Consider the following 17,590-nt stretch of genomic DNA (forward strand, 5'->3'; position numbering starts at 1 on the left):
TCATTTTGTAAGAGGGAGTTTTGCTGGTTGTAAATGAAATAAACTAGATGATTAAAAGTCCGGTGCAATATGTTTAGATTCCATAAAAGTAAATAATGTCTCGTCTTCAAATTGTGTAATAAATAATTTTAAATTATATTTCAAATTAACTTCGTACGGGGTAAGCAAGTCATTGCCGCGCCCGTCTCGCAAAATGCGTATCGTTGGACGATGACAGCATTCTGGATCTACCTTACAGACTACGCCGCTTTCTCCATTATTGAGTACGACTCCGCTCCCAAGTGGAAAGACAGCGATATGCTTACGAAAGGCATCTACTAAATGATGATGGAACAAATAGCCGCCTGACCCAAGCAGGTATTCAAGCGCATCCTGCGGCATATAGCGTTTTCTCCAAGGTCTTGGGGTAGTTAGAGAATCATACACATCACAAATAGCTACAATTTGCGCATACTCATGGAATTTGTCCCCTTGCAGCTGTTGCGGATAACCGCTTCCATCCATTCGTTCATGATGCTGGAAAGCTACGTGAGCGGATAATAATGAAATATCGTGTTGTTTCCGAATGATATCAAAGCCAAGGCGTGTATGCTCTTTGGCCTGCTCCATTTCAGCCTCGTTCCAACGCTCGGTCTTTTCAAGCAATTCTTTTGGTAGCGCTGTTTTTCCAATGTCATGTAACAGTGCCCCGATTCCCAAGTCACGTAATTGCGTCGTGTTGTAGCCAAGCGACATCCCAACGGCTGTAGCCATGACAGCAACGTTAACGCTGTGATGATACATTGCTCCCGAGTGAGAGGAGATGTTAGCGAGATGAATCATGATATCTTTTGCACCAGATAGATCATTTAAAATCTTATGAAAGACCTGCTGGAAATGCATGCCCATGTCTTTGACAGAGACCCTGCGAGCAACTTTATTCGTATTCCGCAGTTGTTGCACGGTTTTATGTATGACTTCCAAAGCATCTTGCCTTGTCTCTGGACGTATAACATCCTCTACCTCAATATCTGATGTGTGCGGGTCATCAATATAGACGGAATCAATTCCCATGCGTTGTAGACCACTTACCAATCTTTCACTTAACTCCATACCTGCCCCAAGCAGGACTTTCCCATCATCTGTAAAAACGGTCCTTCCCAATTTCATTCCAGGTTGAACATGTCGCAATGAGACTAGGCGCATGCAAGAACCCTCCCTTGCTGTTAGATACTATCTCATTTTAAAAAAATTATGGACAAATGGGAATAGGATATTAGCTTTTCCCTTGACTAACCTTACTGGATATGGGACTCTAAAGAAAAACTTCAATAATTTACACGCAAATTTATTGAATAAAATCAAGTCTTTCTTTTTTGGAATGATGTTGATCTAACTGAGTAATCATTTTGGAGATGATGGCTAATGCGTTGCCCATTTTGTGAATTTAATGGGACAAGGGTATTGGATTCCCGCCCATTTAATAACAACAAATCAATCAGACGCCGTCGAGAGTGCGAGGACTGCGGCAGAAGATTCACTACATTTGAAATGGTGGAAGAAACACCACTATTAATTATTAAAAAGGACGGAACAAGAGAAGAGTACAGCCGCGATAAAATTTTACGAGGGTTGATTCGTGCTTGCGAAAAGCGTCCTGTAACACTGGAGATATTAGAGAATATTGTAAATGAGATTGAACGAGAACTACGTAGTCAAGGGAAGGCTGAGGTCCCTAGCAAAGAGGTAGGGGAAATGGTCATGGAGCGCCTGTATCATGTGGATGAGGTAGCTTATGTTCGTTTTGCCTCGGTTTATCGTCAGTTTAAAGATATTAATGTATTTATGCGAGAATTGGAAGAGCTTTTAGAACAAGCGCGGAATCAGCCGCCTAAAATGAATAAATCAGAATAAGAAGCATTTTTTCTCGAAGCTTCCAAACCTCTCCTACGTAACATGACAGAAGAAATGATATAATAGAGAAACTATGAACGTAAGGAAGGATTTTGGTCGATGCGTGTCATGTGGAACGAACTTGCGCCCAACGATCGCTATTTAGTGAGATTCATAAGGCCGCTGAGTATGATGGAGATGGGATTCGTAACCCATCTTTATTTGCCCTTACTGGGGGTGTCATCCTATTCGTTGTATCAGTTATTAATGCACGAGGTGGATGAAAAGAGTGGAGCAGCAAGCGAAGGAACGCACCGGAGTCTGATGATGATGACATCCTTGCCGTTGGATCGCTTATTGCAAGCCAGAGAACGTTTAGAAGCGATGGATTTATTAAAGGTCCGTCGTCGTGAGAATCGCGAACATGACTTTTTTTATGAGTACATTGTCTTGCCACCGCTAACTCCAGCTCAATTTTTTCAGGAAGATATTCTTCCCGTTATGCTGCTAAATCAAGTAGGCAAAGTCAAATACGAGCAGCTTCGCCGTACCTATGCTGATCAGCTATGGAGTAATCTGGCGGAGGAGTATCCGTACGAAGAAGATGTAACCAAGCGTTTCTATGAGGTATATCATAATTTGTCAGCTTCTGAGCTGGAAATTCGTCCAGGATCGGAAACGGATCGTTTTTTTGCTCACATGCAAGAAAAACATCCTACAGCCTCCCTAGCTAATCATTATCAAGCGGAGCCAGACAAACAGTTGGATTTATCCTTTTTGCGAGCTAGCCTGCCTAGTCATGTACAACCCTCTAAGGTCGTAACGCAGGAAACCATTCCGTTTTTTTATCAGTTGCTCGCTTTTTATCAAGTGGACAGCTACTTATTAAGCCAAGAGCTGCGGGATTGGAATCTTTATGATTCACAAGGGACTCTGAGCACAGAACTATTGCGTAAACGACTGCGCGAGCGATATGTAAATAACCAGCTCACGCGTGAGCGCCGCTCTTTAGCCGATGCCTATTTGGAACATCTTGGCCCTGGGAAAATACCAGCTCCCGGAACGGAGGTTTTTCTGCGAATCTGTCGAGAACTTTCACCGCTGATTCTCTTAGAGCAAGCGGTGGGAGGCAGAATTTCACGTGCGTTTTTAGAACGGGCGGAGAGCTTGGTCTTCACAGATTCAATGCCGTCAGAGGTAGTAAATGCTTTACTCTTATATGCCATGCGTGAAACGAAAATGGAATTGCCAAAAGCTTACGTGGAAACCATTCGAGATAGCTGGAAAGCCAAAGCAATTTCTACCGTAGAAGAAACAGTGAGGGTTATTTTGGAACGGGCAGAAGCTAAGAATCAGGCGATGGAAAATCAAACGGCTCAATCTCAGGCAGGCCCGCAAAAAGGTGGATTATCCTCGAACAGAGGCAGGCGCAGTAATTCACGAGTATTGCTGCAGGATAAACTGCCTGCTGCTGTACAGCGACAGCTTGATCGTGAGGAAGCAGAGGCAGTTGATACTGACCGAAAAAAACGCGTAAAGCAAGTGAAAAAAACCATTATGGATGATCCAGAGCTAAAAGAATTATACGAATCACTACGACAGCCGATGAAGGGAGGCGAACATTAGATGGAACCTTTGCGTCAATTCATGGAGGAGTTAGCTAAGCGAACTCCGCGGCATATTTTAAGTCCGGATGAACAATTGGATAAAATGATGCGCTCGTCTCTCTATCTAAAAGCCTTTCTGCAGAAGCATCCCGAATTAACCAGGGAGGATTTGTTTCGCTCCCTTTCGGCAGTGTATGAATCGGTGAAGGAGCACTATTATTGCGAGAATTGCCCTGGACTGTCAGAATGTCCTAATTTGGTACAGGGACATACGAATAAGCTACAGGTGCAAAATAAGCATATTGTATCCGCACTAAGCCCCTGTGATAAGCAATTAGCCTATGAAGAAACACTTCGTACTCGTAAAATGATGCGAAGCTACTATGTGTCTGAAGAAACACTTCAAGCTAGCTTTCATCATATGGATATGGATGATTCCAATAAAGAAGCGATTCGTCTGGCGATGCGTTTTTGCCGAGGAATGAGAGACAACAAGAAGCAGGCTACACGAGGGCTATATGTTCACGGAGGCTTTGGGGTTGGCAAGAGCTATCTGATGGCTGCTGTCGCACGCGAGCTATCGGAGAACAACATTTCTTCCTTAATGGTATACGTCCCAGATTTCATTAGAGAGTTGAAAGAATCCCTCTCCGATCAATCCTATGTAGGCAAACTTGAGCTATTAAAGGAGATTCCTGTTTTGATCCTAGATGATCTAGGAGCGGAGAATGTCACCCCTTGGATTCGAGATGAAGTGATTGGCGTTATTTTAAATCAGCGAATTAACAATCATCTACCAACTTTATTTACTTCAAACTATTCTCTTGAGGAATTGGAAGAACATTTTGCCATGAGTAATGGCTCACGTATCGAAGTAACAAAAGCACGACGGATTTTAGAAAGAATTCGTCATTATGTAGATGAAGTCGTGATTGAAGGAATAAATCGTCGAAAAAGATAGCATGTATAAAGGTATGTATATATCAGCATTTCGTTTGACCGATCACCCAAGTATTGGACAAGCAATTGAGTCCTTTACTTGGGCTTTTTGCCGATCAGAGTTCGTTTTTTAGAAATATTGAGGAGTCGGTAGCCCAGCTGTCTTGCTGAGAGTGTCCTTTGGAAAAAGACATCCAAAGCTTATATGGAACCTTGACGGCAATATACAAAAAAAGACAGATGTACTTCCTAGAAAAACATGGCAAGATAGTTGATTGATTATTCAGACAAATTATTTTTGAGTTAAAAGCTTGGTATTAAAGGGTTCTTAATGACTGATTACTATGAATTAACAGATGATATTGAAAAATGCTGTGTTTGTTGTGTGGACATTATGTGGCACATGTGGTACTTTTAAAACTAGAATAGGAAGATGGTTTTGCGGCTGATATAACATTGTTGTGTACATATAGAGAGGACATTTGTTTTCTCTGGAGGGAGTGAACCATCCGTCTTCCTTCCAAAATGTAATGATAGCATCTCATTTATGAAAAGATAAAATAACCAAGATACCTATGGAGGGATAAAGGATGTCCAGCAGAGGATTGCAGGAGTTTTTACAAGAAAATTTAGCGGAGCTTAAAAGCAAAGGTCTTTATAACGTTATTGATCCTTTGGAGAGTGCCAATGGGCCTGTGATTACCATTAAAGGCAAAAAACTGGTTAACCTTTCTTCCAACAACTATCTGGGTTTAGCAACAGATCAGCGCTTGAAAGATGCAGCATACCAAGCGATCGAAAAATATGGTGTTGGGGCAGGGGCCGTTCGTACCATTAACGGGACATTGGATATCCATATTACTTTAGAAAAAACACTAGCAGAATTTAAACATACCGAGGCGGCTATTGCTTATCAGTCTGGTTTCAACTGTAATATGGCAGCAATTTCTGCTGTGATGGATAAAAATGATGCAATTCTATCGGATGAATTAAACCATGCATCCATTATTGACGGTTGCCGTCTATCTAAAGCCAAAATCATCCGTTTCAACCACTCTGACATGGATGATCTTCGTGAAAAAGCAAAAGAGGCGAGAGAATCTGGCCTGTACAATAAAATCATGGTAATTACAGATGGCGTTTTCTCGATGGATGGAGATATTGCCAAACTGCCAGAAATTGTAGAGATTGCTGAGGAATTCGATTTAATCACGTATGTGGATGATGCCCATGGTTCTGGTGTTCTCGGTAAGGGAGCAGGGACAGTTAAGCATTTTGGCTTATCTGACAAAGTAGACTTCCAGATCGGAACGCTGTCCAAAGCGATTGGAGTAGTAGGTGGCTATGTAGCTGGTAAACAAGAATTGATTGATTGGCTTAAAGTACGCAGCAGACCCTTCTTATTCTCCACTGCACTTACACCAGGAGATGTAGGAGCTATTACCAAAGCCATCAATATTTTGACAGAAAGCACCGAATTACATGATCGCCTTTGGGAGAATGGTAATTACCTGAAGAAGGGCTTGAAGGAGCTTGGCTTTGATATCGGAGACAGTGAGACTCCAATCACGCCTTGCATTATTGGTGATGAAATAAAAACACAGGAATTCAGTAAACGATTGTATGAAGAAGGCGTTTATGCAAAAGCTATTGTATTCCCAACGGTTGCTAAAGGAACCGGACGTGTCCGCAATATGCCAACTGCGGCGCATACGAAAGAGATGCTAGATCAAGCGTTGGCCACCTACAAAAAAATAGGAAAAGAAATGGGAATTATTTAACCCTACTGATCAAAAGGAACAACAGGAAGAAAGGGGTCAACCCACATGAAAAGAATAATGGTAACAGGAGCGCTTGGACAAATTGGCTCCGAATTGGTCACGAAGCTACGAAGTGTATACGGAACAGAATCCGTAATTGCCACTGATATTCGTCAGGGCGAGGGGCAAGAGGGACCATTTGAGATTTTAGATGTAACTGATGCAAAGGCTATGCGCGACATTGCTGCAAAGTACAAAGTGGATACCATTATGCATTTGGCCGCTCTGTTGTCTGCGACGGCGGAAGCAAAGCCACTGCTCGCTTGGAATTTAAATATGGGCGGATTGGTAAATGCACTTGAAGTAGCAAGAGAACTTAATTGTCAATTTTTTACACCAAGTTCAATCGGTGCATTCGGCCCAACAACACCAAAAGATAATACACCTCAGGACACAATTCAACGTCCTGTTACCATGTATGGGGTAAATAAGGTTTCTGGGGAATTATTGTGTGATTACTACTATCAAAAATTTGGAGTAGATACGCGCGGTGTACGTTTTCCAGGGCTGATTTCCTATGTAACGCCTCCAGGTGGTGGAACAACCGACTATGCAGTGGAAATTTATTACAAGGCAATTAAAAATGGCCGTTATACCTCATACATCCAAAAAGGTACGTATATGGATATGATGTATATGCCGGATGCGCTTAACGCTATCATCAATTTGATGGAAGCAGATGCATCTAAATTACAACACCGTAATGCCTTTAACGTGACAGCAATGAGCTTTGAGCCAGAGCAAATTGCACAGGAGATCAAGAAGCATATTCCGACATTTGAGATGGATTACCAAGTAGACCCAATCAGACAAGGAATTGCAGACAGTTGGCCAAACTCAATTGATGCCACAGCCGCTAAAGCGGAGTGGGGTTTTAAAGCAGAATATGACTTGGAAAAAATGACAACAGATATGCTTGCCAAGCTTCGAGATAAATTGCAAGTGGTAGCTGGTACCTAGACGATAGCAGATAATAGTCATGATAGAGCAGCTATGCAGTTGTGTAGTTGTGCTACAGTCTTTAATGATGTGAATAAAAAAGCAGGGGAGTAATTCCTCTGCTTTTTTTATGTAAAAAGTGAGTAAAAAATCGTTTGTTAAGCCCATAAGAGAAATTCACAAGTGTCTGGGGAGTCTTCAATTTATATGACCATGCTGAAAATAACACCGCCAGTACGTGTACAGCAAAAAGGTGCAGAACCGAGGCAAGCATTTATATATTTCAGAGGCGTCCTTCTCAGACTAGAAGAGTTTTGGTGCTGTGATGGTCTTTTACTGGAAAGACAGTTAGTGAAACAAGTCAATTTGTTGGTTTCAGGAAACGAATTTAACATTGATCCATATCCAATTGATAACTTTTTGAAATAGACGGCTTTACATATAATTGTTATGATGAGCATGATTGATAATGATTATCAAACATCTTCTATAAGCATAAACAATCGTTTTTCAAAAAGGAGAAGAAAAAAGATGAGGATGGTAAGTAGAAAGCTGTGGATTGGGGCCATGCTTGCTTTGCTTATGATCGTATTGAGCGCTTGCAATAGCGCGGGGCGAGAAACGAACCTGAGTGAAGCACAGTCTCAACCGGCAGCAAATGAAAGTGGACAACAAAAGCAAACCACGAGGGTGATTAAAACCATTAAAGGGGATATCACAATACCAGCGGAGCCAAAACGGGTGATAGCCCAAGGATATTTGGGCACCTTTCTTGCACTTCATGTAAAACCAGTTGGCGCTCCCAAGTGGGATATCGATTCTCCACACATTAAGCATCTTACTGCTGGAATTGCAGATATTGGGCAGATCGAGATGGGAAGTGTGGAGAAAATACTATCACTAAATCCCGATCTAATCGTCACCTTATCGGATGATCCGGCTATGTATGAGCAGTTAAGTAAAATAGCACCCACAGTCGTTTACCCGTATAATACCTTTAATGATGCACGTGACGAAATAAAAGTGTTTGGAGAACTTCTGGGAAAGCAAAAGGAAGCAGAAGCATGGATTGCAGATTTTAATAAAACAGTACAGGCGGCCAAGGAAAAAATAAAAGGGATTGTTGCAAAGAACGAGACCGTTTCTGTTATGGGAGAGTTTAACAAAGAGATATATGTCTATTCCTTTGGGATATGGCGCGGGGTTCAAGCGATATATAAACACCTGGAATTAAATCCTCCTCCGCGTGTTCAGAAGCTGATTGATGCAAAAGAGGATCTTAAAGTAATTTCCTACGAAATGATTCCTGAATTTGCTGGGGATTATATGTTTTTAGAATTGGGAACAAGCGGACAATTCCAGAGGCATGGGGCATTTTGGAACTCGTTAGAAGCAGTAAAGAACAATCGTGTCTTTGAATTAGATACAGATTTCTTTTGGCCGTATGATCCGATTGCAATTAAAGCCCAAGTTGAAAAAATTGCAGAGATGCTTGAGAAATCTCACAAAAAATAATCTGGGCAAAGATAAAGAATGTATGAAGGAAAACCCTAGGCGTATACGTGTAGGGTTTTTTTGTGTGTTAGAGAAAAACGATTTATTGACAAAATAATAAAGTGTTTACTTTAGGTAATATTTTCCTTATTATGAAATAAAGCCTATTGTTTTTTTGCATTTTTCTTGCAAATACGCCAATTGATATTTACGTTAAAAAAGTAAATGTTTTACAAGTTCTGCCATATCAATAAAAAAAGGAGAGATTTGTATGAAACAAAGAAAACGCTTGTCCTTGATTAGTGCAGGTATTTGCAGTTTACTCGCATTGCTTCCAATTTCGGCGTCAGGCTCTATGACGTCAAATGAGTTGGTGACCGACACCCCAAGACTACAGGAAAGCAAAGAGACATTGCTTGTCAATGTAGCCAGACCGTTCCCTCAACATACCGATTATGTATCGGGCGCGATTAAACCTAATCATGTGAGCCAGACTCAGTTGGATAATGACGTACGGCGTATATACGACGAGTGGAAAGAACGGTATATCAAGAAGCATCCAAAGGCAAGCAATCAATATTATGTATTTTACAATTTAGAAAAGACAGTTGAACCAGACAATGCCGTTTCTTCTTCAGAGGGTCATGGCTATGGGATGCTGGCAACAGTTCTGATGGCAGGACACGATGCTGAGGCAAAAACGTATTTTGACGGTTTATACCGTTATTATAAAGCTCATCCTAGTGTCATTAATTCAGCTTTGATGGCTTGGCAACAAGTGAAAGATAGCAAAGGAAACATCATTGACAACCCAGATGGCGGAAATGATGCAGCCACAGATGGAGATATGGACATCGCCTATGCTTTGTTATTAGCGGACAAGCAATGGGGGAGCTCTGGAGAAATCGATTATCTTTCCCAAGCCAAAAACGTAATCAATGCGATCATGAAGAACGAAGTTAATTATTCGGAAGGGATTCTGAAGCTGGGAGATTGGGCAGATGATAGCGATAGTAAATACGGTAAAGCTACGCGTACATCAGATTTCATGCTGAGTCATTTAAAGGCATTTGAAAAAGCGACCGGAAATAGTAAGTGGAGCAAGGTCATTGATAAAACATATAGCATTCAGAATACACTCTATACCAAAAATAGCCCCAAAGCTGGACTATTGCCAGATTTCGCCGTGAAAAAATCTACCTCCTATGTACCCGCCCCTCCCCATTTATTAGAAGATAAGAACGATGGCAGCTACTATTATAATGCTTGTCGGGTTCCTTGGCGTTTACCTGTCGATTATCTCTTGAGCGGAGATAGCAGAGCAGTACCCCAGTTGGAAACGTTAAATTCATGGATTCAGAAAACCACATCAAAAAATCCTAAAAAAGTAATGTCAGGCTATAGCCTAGATGGCAAAGTATTGCCTAAGGCTGATTTTAACTCTATGGCCTTTACCGCTCCTTTTGCTGTTAGTGCTATGATTGATTCCAAGAATCAGGAGTGGTTAAACAAATTATGGGCGCATATGGCTAGCTCTCCAACAAAATCAAATGAGTATTTTGACAATAGCATCCGCTTATTGACCATGATCACAGCTTCAGGAAACTGGTGGTTACCAGAATAATTAGTCAAATTGCAGTTTCATATATAGCAAAAAATAATCCATGGCGTCTGAACTGTAAAAAACAGTTTAATAAGTTCTAAATAATGACTCCCATTTTTATAATATTACTAATGTTATAAATGGAGGTGAGTATTGCGGTCTTGTCAGAACTTTGCTTTACCACATCATGGGAGGTCATTAAATGGCAGAACAGAGCGTCATGAGCAAGATGGCAATCAAGGTATGTGTTGCTTTTGGGATGCTAGTAGTAATGATAGCAGGGGCTATGTTTATTGCTGAACGTGTATCAGCTCACGGCTATGTGGAATCGCCTACAAGCCGGGCTTTTATGTGTAAACAAGGCAAAAACATGAATTGCGGTCCCATTCAGTATGAGCCTCAGAGTGTAGAAGGAGAAGGGTCCTTTCCACAATCTGGCCCACCGGATGGACAAATCACAGGAGCAGGGCGCTATCCCGATCTGTATACACAAACCGCTGATCGTTGGAAAAAAGTAACGATGCATAGTGGGGAAAATACGTTTAAGTGGAGATTGACAGCATCGCATAGCACAAGGGAATGGAAGTATTACATTACGAAAAATGGCTGGAATCCCAATAAACCACTTGCTCGTTCCGACTTAGACCTAGTTCCGTTTTGCTACTATTACGATGGTGGAAACAGACCTGGTACGACGGTGACTCATACTTGCAATGTACCAACTGATCACAGTGGTTATCATCTTATTCTGGCTGTGTGGGAGATTGCGGATACCACGAATGCTTTTTATCAAGTGATAGACGTTAATCTGGTCAAAAGCGCTGCTACTGAGCAAGTCTCGACTGATGTAAGCAAGACTGCTATAGCACCACAAGCTCCTCAAATGGAAAAGGTAAGCCCTATCTTTTCTACAATACAACAAATGAAACAGGGAAGTATTCTGCCGCGTGCCCGCTGGTTTGCCGGTGATCACCGCGCACTATACTGAGTAGTTATAGACCGAATAATAGGTGTCACTAAAACGCCTATTATTCGGCTTTTTTGAGTCAAAAAACCTATGCAAAAAAAATAATGTAATACTAACATAAATCTAGTTCTTTGATCCTAAAAAAGGATACATCAAAAATACATAAAGGAAAGAATTGCCGTTTCCATCATTTTGCTTGGATTTTATCAAAATCAAATCTCTTACTTTTAAAAATTAGTAGATTTAAAAATATGACTATTGTAATGTAATAATTCAGTCGTAAAGAATCTATCTAATCTGCTACCAATTTTAATAAAATAACAAGTGTTACAAAGTATTTGGTATAACCTAGAACATTACATACTAGGAGGTAGACAGAATGGCTTTGCAATGGAAAACAGTTTTTGGAAAGAGCTCAGTAGCATTTGGAATAACGCTGGCAGCTATGGCTGGTACGATGGTATTTGCAAGCAGCGCGTCAGCACATGGTTACATTGAATCACCTGCAAGCAGGACTTTACTTTGTAAGCAAGGACAAAACGTTGGCTGCGGTCAAATTCAATATGAACCGCAAAGCGTAGAGGGAGTAGGTAATTTCCCACAATCCGGACCTAAAGATGGGGAGATTACAGGAGCAGGAAAATATAAGGAACTCTTTGTCCAAACCGATAGCAGATGGAAAAAAGTAGACATGAAAGGTGGAAAAAATACTTTTACGTGGTATTTAACCGCTCCGCATTCTACTGGTGACTGGAAATATTATATAACGAAAAAAGATTGGAATCCTAACAACCCACTAGGGCGCGACGATCTTGAGCTTATTGCTAAGTTTAACGATGGTGGCAAGGTTCCTCCTAAATCAGTGTCTCACATTGTTAATGTTCCAACCGATCGCAGCGGCTACCATATCATCCTTGGTGTGTGGGAAATCGCTGATACAGGGAATGCTTTTTACCAAGCAATCGACGTTAATTTGAAAAACGATGGTAACCCAACAGAACCAGAGGTACAATTGCCGACAATTCCTAGTAACCTGACCTCTCCAGGACAGACAACAACAAGTATTGAATTGCGCTGGTCAGCCTCGACAGCTTCTGAAGGTATCAAGGAATATGAAGTATATCGCAATGGTCATTTAGCAGGTAAGACTAGCCAGGCATATTTTGAAGATAAGGAATTGACTATCGATACGGCTTACACATATACGGTTCGAGCCATTGATTTTGCTGGAAATAAATCAGAAATGTCCAAGCCATTCACAGTTAGAACTAGCAAAGAAGACGAACAAGTAGAATTGCCAACTGTACCAGGCAATCTAGTTTCCCCAGCAAAAACTGCATCTACAATTGAGTTGAGTTGGACAGCCTCTACAGCTCCTCATGGAATCCACGCTTATGAAGTGTATCGTGACGGCCGACATGTAGGGACGACTAGAGAAACAACCTTTACAGACAAGGATTTGGAGGCTGACACAACCTATTCTTATATGGTAGTAGCTGTCGACCATGCAGGTAATAAATCTGGTTTTTCCCAAAAAGTAACGGTACGTACCGAAAAAGAGCAGACTGAAAACACCGGTGACACATGGAACAAAGACAACGTTTATAATAATGGTGATCGAGTGATATATGAGGGCGTAGAATATGAAGCTCAATGGTGGACTCGCGGCGACCGTCCCGACAGCACTGATGTATGGAAGCAGGTGGGCGATGTTATACAAAAATGGAACAGCGAGAAAGCCTACCAAGGTGGGGCAAAGGTATCCTACGAGGGTAAAACCTACCAAGCAAATTGGTGGACAAAAGGTGAAAAGCCTAGTACGTCATCCGTATGGACACTCGTACAGTAAGTAGCCGGAGCAGTAACAGCTAGGATTAGAAAAAAGGGACCATTCAGCAGCATTTTCGAATGGTCCTTTTTTGTATGTCCTAATGTTTTAAGGCTTGCTAGGAGAGAATGCATACACGGGTTCCTTGATCTGCACTTTGTCTGCTGGCATCTAGTATACGCTGTACTTGATAGCCCTCCTCGAAGGTAGCCAGAGTCTTTGGTTTCCTGTCTTTGTGTAAAAGCACATCAGCTAGCTCGTCTAGCATGTGGGTAAATGGTGTGTAAAAAAATGCAGCAGAAGCAGGAAGCGTGGCAGGCATTTGCAAAGAAGCCTTTAGATCGACCAAGGTAAGCGGCCTTGCTTCTATACCAAGATGTATTTGGTTATCATCCGTCATAAATAGCGTTCCTTCTGTTCCATAAATCTCAAGCGACCAATTATGCTTGCAATGACGACCGCGTATGAGAAAGCTTAGCTCAAAGGTGGAGCCACTTTGGGAAGCTCCTACAAGCTGGAATGAATCGTCTGAGGTACGAGTATGCTTTTTCCCTGAGAGATCCTCTAATTCAGGAAAGTGGATAGGCGTTTGTCCAGAAACGGAGGTTATTGGTTCTTGAAGCCACCACTGTATGGAGTCAATCATATGGGAACCGATTGAGTTAAGTGTGCCGCCGCCTAACGATTTGTCTTCTTTCCAGCTTTTATGGCCTGAATGGTGGGAAAGATAATTTAGTGCATTTCCTTGGTAACGAATATGTATAATTCGGCCTAATTGTCCGCTTTTGATGATCTCTTTTACCTTTGATCGAGCAGGTAGATATCTGAATTCAAAATTAATGGCTCCGAATCGATTTGCGTGATCACGTGCGGCAATCATATCTTCCGCCTCGTTGAGATTGAGTGCCATTGGTTTTTCACATAGGACATGATACCCGTGAGAAAAGGCTTCACAAACCATCTCTTTATGCTGATACTGTGCTGATGTAACAGAAACAAGATCGAGAGGTTCTGAGATTAACATCGTTTTCCAATCGGAGTAAATATTCGTGATGCCTGTTGCTTGTCTAACTTGCTCGGTGTTTCTTCCTGATACACTCGTAATTGCAACTGCCTCAAACTGTGGATGAGCCTGAAAAAGCGGAGCATGGACTGAGGCACCAAAGCCTGTTCCAATAATCCCCACTTTTAATGTAGATGTTGACATAGCACGTCCTCTCCTTTTCTTTCTGTTTCATACATTATAAAGAAAATACAGATATTTTTCTATTCTTGAAAAATATCTATCATCCTAGTAACAAAGATCATTTTCAGTAGCCGATTTTCTCATTTACGTCCTATTTCTTTTTCATCCCTAACAACTTCTGGTAGTATGGAATAGAGAATATAGAAAGATAAAGCATTGACAGGGCTATTGATACACGGAGGAAACGGATAATGAACAGAAGATATCTTGCTATTTATGAAGAAATTAGACAGGGAATTATTGAAGGAGTGTATCCACCAGGGGAAAAATTACCTTCTGAAAATGATTTTTGCAAAAAGTTTGAGACTAGCAGGGGCACGATTCGCCGTGCTTTAGATATGCTGGCTGAAGAAGGACTTGTAAACAGCATGCATGGGAAGGGCGTCTTTGTTTTAGATCAAAATACGATTAGCTTTTCCTTTGGTGGATTAGTCAGCTTTAAAGAAGCTAATGAAAATAGCGGATTGGTCTTTTCGACAACTGTGCCATTTTTTACAGAGCTGGTTATTGATGAAAAACTGGAACAAAAAACTCATCTTCCAAATGGTATAAACGTTTATCATTTATATCGGGTAAGAAAGCTGGATGGAGAAAGGGTCATATTGGATATCAACTATTTTAGCAAAGATAAGTGTGCAGGCTTGACTCCTGAAATTGCTGAAAAATCTATTTACGAGTATATAGAGAATGATTTGGAATTAAAAATTGGGTTTGCGCAAAGAGTCATTCAAGTAGAGCAAGCAACAGGAAAAGACCGAGAATATCTGGATATGAAAGCATTTGGGTTTGTTGTTGTGGTTCGCAACTATGTGCATTTGTATGACGGTACGATATTTGAGTATACAGAGTCGCGGCATCGTCCAGATCGATTTGTGTTTACTGATTTTGCACGTAGGCGATGAAATAATCGTTTGCGTGAAGCAACAGCTAGATAATGTAGGAACAATGAATGTCCCTATCAGGTAGCCCTGCTATATAAAACATGGACTATGACGGCCTCTGCTCATTGGGTGTTTAGGGGTTCAAAAAACGTAATGATGTTATTGTCCGGGTCTAGTACGCTGAAACCACGATCACCCCAAGGCTGCTCTTTTATATGACCGTTGGAATGCAGGATATTCAGCGGTTGAATACGCTGATAAAGCTCATCAATATTTTCCACTCTGATTCGGCAGCCGGCTGTACCTGCAATAAATGATTCTGCACCTGAAACGATCGGCGAGAGATCGTTTCGATTACGCCAGCTTTCATCACTGGCTACCCAAAGATGAATCTCCACATAATGACATTTCAAGATAGCGAATCCCTCTTCGTGATAAATGAGGGTAAAACCTAGTTTATCACGATAAAAATCCTCGCTTTTCCTTATATCTGTTACAGGCAATGCCGGAATGGCTTCCATCATTTGCATGAGTAAACCTCCTATTCATATGCTACATATGTCTTCTTTTCAAACAATCCCGATTGCAAGACTTATAGATTTCGCGAATCAACATAGTCACTCCTGTTTTTTTAAAAGATAAAAATAAAAACGCTTTAGCATTACTTTCAGAGCAGGATCAGCGCAATAGAAATGGTGAGATTTTTTGTGCCTAATCAGGTAGCAGGTTTTTTACCAGGTTAAAGCGGAGCAGGGTGTTTTTGAGTCTGCATGCTAGATGCATTGCTGTTTCGGTAAAGCGGGAAGGGGCATTTCCTTTCGGTGCTTTAGAATAATTTGTCTAGTATAACTTGTATAAACAAGTGTTTACAAACTTGTCTATACAAGTTATACTAAGACCAACAAATAATGATGAAAGCGATTCCAAGAGGAGGTACATCTATGAGTGTTAGCAAAAAGTCCGTGGAGGAGATCGTTGAAGCACTAGGCGGTAAAGAAAATATTGTAACCGCTTCACATTGTGTAACGCGCTTACGCCTTGCTTTGCTTGATGAGGGGAAGGTCCAGAAGGAAGAGCTAGATAGTAATGATCTAGTAAAAGGCTCCTTTTCAGCGAATGGACAGTTTCAGGTTGTGATTGGTCCTGGTCTTGTTGAAAAAGCTTATGCTCATTTATTAGAGCTGACTAGTTTAGAAAAGGCTTCCAAGCAGGAGCTTAAGGATGCTACGGAAAAAAAATTAAATCCGATACAACGAGCAATTAAAACATTAGCTGATATTTTCATCCCAATTCTACCCGCAATTGTGACTGCTGGTTTGCTAATGGGGATCAATAATGTTTTGACAGGTAAAGGGATATTTTTCCCAGACCAATCACTTATTCAGGTATACGGTCAATGGAAGGACCTAGCAGATATCATTAATCTCATTGCCAATACATCTTTCGTATTCTTGCCTGCATTAATCGGTTGGTCTGCTGCTAAACGCTTTGGCGGCAGTGAGCTTCTTGGAATGGTACTTGGGCTAATGCTGATCCACCCAGATTTATTAAATGCTTGGGGATATGGAGATGCGGTTGCAAAAGGAACGGTGCCATACTGGAATTTATTTGGCTTAAGCATTGAAAAAATTGGGTATCAAGGTCAAGTATTGCCTGTTCTTGTCTCAGCGTTTTGTTTAGCGAAGATAGAACAATTCATGAATAAGCGCGTACCAGACGCTTTCAAGCTATTATTAGTAGCTCCTGTAACATTGTTAGTGACAGGATTCCTATCATTTATCGTGATTGGGCCATTAACCTTCTCAGTCGGAACTGTAATTACGAATGCCTTTGTGAGCATTTTTGATAATTTTGCAGCAGTTGGCGGTTTCATTTATGGTGGTTTCTATGCCTTGCTGGTTGTAACTGGCATGCATCATACCTTCCTGGCAGTAGATTTACAATTGATCGCAAGTGTAGGCGGAACCTTCTTATGGCCGATTTTAGTGCTTTCTAATATTGCTCAGGGCTCTGCTTCCTTAGCTACGATGTTTTTGATTCGCGATGAAAAAGGCAAGGGCTTATCACTTACATCAGCGATTTCCGCTTTCTTAGGAATTACAGAACCAGCTATGTTCGGGGTAAATCTGCGGATGCGTTATCCATTTATCGCCGCGATGATTGGATCTGCGCTCGGTGCTGTATTTATTACGATAAATAAAGTGAAAGCCGCTTCGATTGGTGTGGGTGGTTTACCAGGCTTCTTGTCCATCTTCCCGCAAAATTGGTTACCGTTCTTTGTCGGAATGGCAATCGCTTTAGTTATACCTTTTGTCCTTACTATTATATTTGGCAAAATGCGCAGCAAAAAGGCAGAAGAGCAAGGGACAAAGTCTGTAGCATAACAACTAACAT

Annotated in this window: 15 protein-coding genes; 12 read left to right on the forward strand and 3 right to left on the reverse strand. The window is 41.3% G+C overall.

Annotation, left to right across the window (positions count from 1 at the left end):
* Window positions 1-51: 51 nt before the first annotated feature.
* Window positions 52-1,185: an HD-GYP domain-containing protein gene (locus tag QZ995_RS00450; RefSeq protein ID WP_301801711.1), complete on the reverse strand. Its 1,134-nt coding sequence runs from the start codon at window positions 1,183-1,185 to the stop codon at window positions 52-54.
* 219 nt (window positions 1,186-1,404) lie between these two features.
* Here QZ995_RS00450 and nrdR point away from each other — a divergent pair, with 219 nt between their 5' ends.
* The 10 genes from nrdR (at window position 1,405) to QZ995_RS00500 (ending at window position 13,090) form a co-directional block, all read left to right on the forward strand.
* The gene (gene nrdR, locus QZ995_RS00455; protein WP_031411106.1) at window positions 1,405-1,893 is read left to right on the forward strand and encodes a transcriptional regulator NrdR; all 489 of its coding nucleotides are present in this window, start codon (window positions 1,405-1,407) and stop codon (window positions 1,891-1,893) included.
* Between the two features lie 99 nt (window positions 1,894-1,992).
* The gene (locus tag QZ995_RS00460) at window positions 1,993-3,498 is read left to right on the forward strand and encodes a DnaD domain protein (protein WP_301801713.1); all 1,506 of its coding nucleotides are present in this window, start codon (window positions 1,993-1,995) and stop codon (window positions 3,496-3,498) included.
* A complete protein-coding gene (gene dnaI, locus QZ995_RS00465; RefSeq protein WP_301801715.1) occupies window positions 3,499-4,440 on the forward strand; it encodes a primosomal protein DnaI in 942 nt (313 codons plus the stop codon).
* A gap of 568 nt (window positions 4,441-5,008) precedes the next feature.
* Window positions 5,009-6,199: a glycine C-acetyltransferase gene (locus QZ995_RS00470; RefSeq protein ID WP_301801718.1), complete on the forward strand. Its 1,191-nt coding sequence runs from the start codon at window positions 5,009-5,011 to the stop codon at window positions 6,197-6,199.
* 45 nt (window positions 6,200-6,244) lie between these two features.
* On the forward strand, window positions 6,245-7,198 hold the full coding sequence (locus tag QZ995_RS00475) for an L-threonine 3-dehydrogenase (protein WP_301801720.1): 954 nt from the start codon (window positions 6,245-6,247) through the stop codon (window positions 7,196-7,198).
* Between the two features lie 186 nt (window positions 7,199-7,384).
* Window positions 7,385-7,606, forward strand: coding sequence for a hypothetical protein (locus QZ995_RS00480; protein ID WP_301801722.1), 222 nt, complete (start codon window positions 7,385-7,387; stop codon window positions 7,604-7,606).
* A gap of 102 nt (window positions 7,607-7,708) precedes the next feature.
* Window positions 7,709-8,692, forward strand: coding sequence for an iron-hydroxamate ABC transporter substrate-binding protein (locus QZ995_RS00485; RefSeq protein ID WP_301801723.1), 984 nt, complete (start codon window positions 7,709-7,711; stop codon window positions 8,690-8,692).
* A gap of 250 nt (window positions 8,693-8,942) precedes the next feature.
* Window positions 8,943-10,295: a glycosyl hydrolase family 8 gene (locus QZ995_RS00490; RefSeq protein WP_301801725.1), complete on the forward strand. Its 1,353-nt coding sequence runs from the start codon at window positions 8,943-8,945 to the stop codon at window positions 10,293-10,295.
* 238 nt (window positions 10,296-10,533) lie between these two features.
* The gene (locus tag QZ995_RS00495) at window positions 10,534-11,262 is read left to right on the forward strand and encodes a lytic polysaccharide monooxygenase (RefSeq protein ID WP_437124704.1); all 729 of its coding nucleotides are present in this window, start codon (window positions 10,534-10,536) and stop codon (window positions 11,260-11,262) included.
* Between the two features lie 358 nt (window positions 11,263-11,620).
* The gene (locus QZ995_RS00500; protein WP_301801730.1) at window positions 11,621-13,090 is read left to right on the forward strand and encodes a lytic polysaccharide monooxygenase; all 1,470 of its coding nucleotides are present in this window, start codon (window positions 11,621-11,623) and stop codon (window positions 13,088-13,090) included.
* 97 nt (window positions 13,091-13,187) lie between these two features.
* Here the strand turns inward: QZ995_RS00500 and QZ995_RS00505 are convergent, their stop codons facing one another.
* On the reverse strand, window positions 13,188-14,276 hold the full coding sequence (locus QZ995_RS00505) for a Gfo/Idh/MocA family protein (protein ID WP_301801731.1): 1,089 nt from the start codon (window positions 14,274-14,276) through the stop codon (window positions 13,188-13,190).
* Window positions 14,277-14,506: 230 nt separating this feature from the next.
* Here QZ995_RS00505 and treR point away from each other — a divergent pair, with 230 nt between their 5' ends.
* Entirely contained in the window at window positions 14,507-15,217 is a 711-nt protein-coding gene (treR, locus tag QZ995_RS00510; protein WP_301801733.1) for a trehalose operon repressor, read from the forward strand.
* Window positions 15,218-15,318: 101 nt separating this feature from the next.
* Here treR and QZ995_RS00515 read toward each other — a convergent pair whose 3' ends face one another.
* Window positions 15,319-15,726, reverse strand: coding sequence for a bleomycin resistance protein (locus tag QZ995_RS00515; protein WP_301801736.1), 408 nt, complete (start codon window positions 15,724-15,726; stop codon window positions 15,319-15,321).
* 411 nt (window positions 15,727-16,137) lie between these two features.
* On the opposite strand from QZ995_RS00515, the gene treP reads away from it, so the two are divergent.
* Window positions 16,138-17,580, forward strand: a complete 1,443-nt coding sequence (gene treP, locus QZ995_RS00520) for a PTS system trehalose-specific EIIBC component (protein ID WP_301801737.1) — start codon at window positions 16,138-16,140, stop codon at window positions 17,578-17,580.
* Window positions 17,581-17,590 lie beyond the last annotated feature (10 nt).

It is taken from the genome of Brevibacillus laterosporus, assembly GCF_030489605.1.
In the GTDB taxonomy this organism is placed as follows: Bacteria; Bacillota; Bacilli; order Brevibacillales; family Brevibacillaceae; genus Brevibacillus_B; species Brevibacillus_B laterosporus_E.